1 protein-coding gene is annotated in these 1,370 nt (G+C 63.8%); it reads right to left on the bottom strand.

Annotated elements, in window-relative coordinates; genetic code table 11:
* Positions 1-267: 267 nt before the first annotated feature.
* Positions 268-1,293: an IS110 family RNA-guided transposase gene (locus ACU5AX_RS20700; protein WP_446692404.1), complete on the bottom strand. Its 1,026-nt coding sequence runs from the start codon at positions 1,291-1,293 to the stop codon at positions 268-270.
* Positions 1,294-1,370: the final 77 nt, after the last annotated feature.

The raw sequence follows: 1,370 nt of genomic DNA, 5'->3' as shown, positions 1-1,370 counted from the left end.
GACCGTGTGTGGACGCCCCGTCGGATACAAGGGGGTGTTCGGAAGATTTGATCGCGCGGGTTCAGGTGCTTCCGTGTGTCCGGCCTGTTGATGCAGCCATCATCACGGCTGCTGGCCCGTATGGGGATCGCGGATCGGGTCCATACCGCAACTGCGCGCTCGAGGCGCTTGGTCATTTCTCTGGTTTTCCCGACCCCGTCTTCTGACCGTTGCGCCATACCTCTCTACTGACCTTCCTTGCGTCCCTGACGCCTCAAGCCTTGGCGGTCATACCGCCAAGGCCAGAGCTCTGTACGATCCGCCGTGCGCCATCAGCGCCCAAACGGTCCTCGCCATTTTGTTCGCGAGCGCGACGGTGATCAGCATGCGTGGCTTGCGAGCTAGCATGCCGGCCAGCCATGCGCCGGCTTTATCAGGACTGCGCGCCGCAACCTTCGTCACCGAGCTCGCGCCGATGATCAGAAGCCTGCGCAAGCTACGCTCGCCCATCTTCGTTGTCCGCCCGAGGCGCTCCTTGCCGCCGCTGGAGTGCTGTCGGGGTACGAGGCCGAGCCAAGCCGCGAAGTCACGCCCGCGACGGAAGGTGCTGGCAGCTGGTGCCAGCGCCACCAGCGCCGTTGCAATCACCGGGCCGACACCGGGGATCGTCATCAGCCGCTTCGCCACGGGATCAGCTTTAGCACGGCTCGCGATCTCGCGGTCGAGCAGGGCGATCTGCGTCTGCAGCGCTTCCAGCCCTTGCGCGATCACAACCAGCACGGGTCGCGCTTGAGCCGGGATGTCAGAGGTGGAGTCGCTGACCATCTCGATCAGCTTGCCGACGTGCCCGACCCCCTGACGCACGGTGTAACCGAACTCGGTGAGGTGGCCGCGCAGGGCGTTGATCAGTTGGGTACGTTGACGCACGAGCAGGTCGCGGGTCCGGAACACCACCGCCGATGCCTGTGCCTCCGCGCTCTTGCCTTGGACGAAGCGCATCGTCGGGCGCTGTGCTGCCTCACAGATCGCCTCCGCATCAGCCATGTCGTTTTTCTGCCGTTTGACGAACGGCTTCACGTACGCCGGTGGGATCAGCTTCGTGTCATGCCCAAACGCGGCGATCTCGCGAGCCCAATGATGAGCGCTCGCACATGCCTCCATTGCCACCACGCATCGCGGTAACATCGAGAAGAACGCTAGGACCTGGTCCCGCCGCAGCTTCTTACGGAACACGACCGCTCCGCTCGCATCAGCACCGTGAACCTGGAAAACCGACTTGGCCAGATCAATGCCGACTGTGCTAACCTCTTCCATGGACGCCTCCTGCAGTGGTGCTTCAACACCTCCACTCTGGCACATCGATGCCGTCAGGGGGCGTCCACCCCAACGCA

The organism is Sphingomonas benefaciens (assembly GCF_052907485.1).
This window is presented reverse-complemented; position numbering and strand designations above follow the sequence as displayed.

What these genes read in the sequence shown, in the direction of transcription:
- ACU5AX_RS20700 (WP_446692404.1), bottom strand. Translation starts at nt 1,293, where the DNA reads ATGGAAGAGGTTAGCACAGTCGGCATTGATCTGGCCAAGTCGGTTTTC.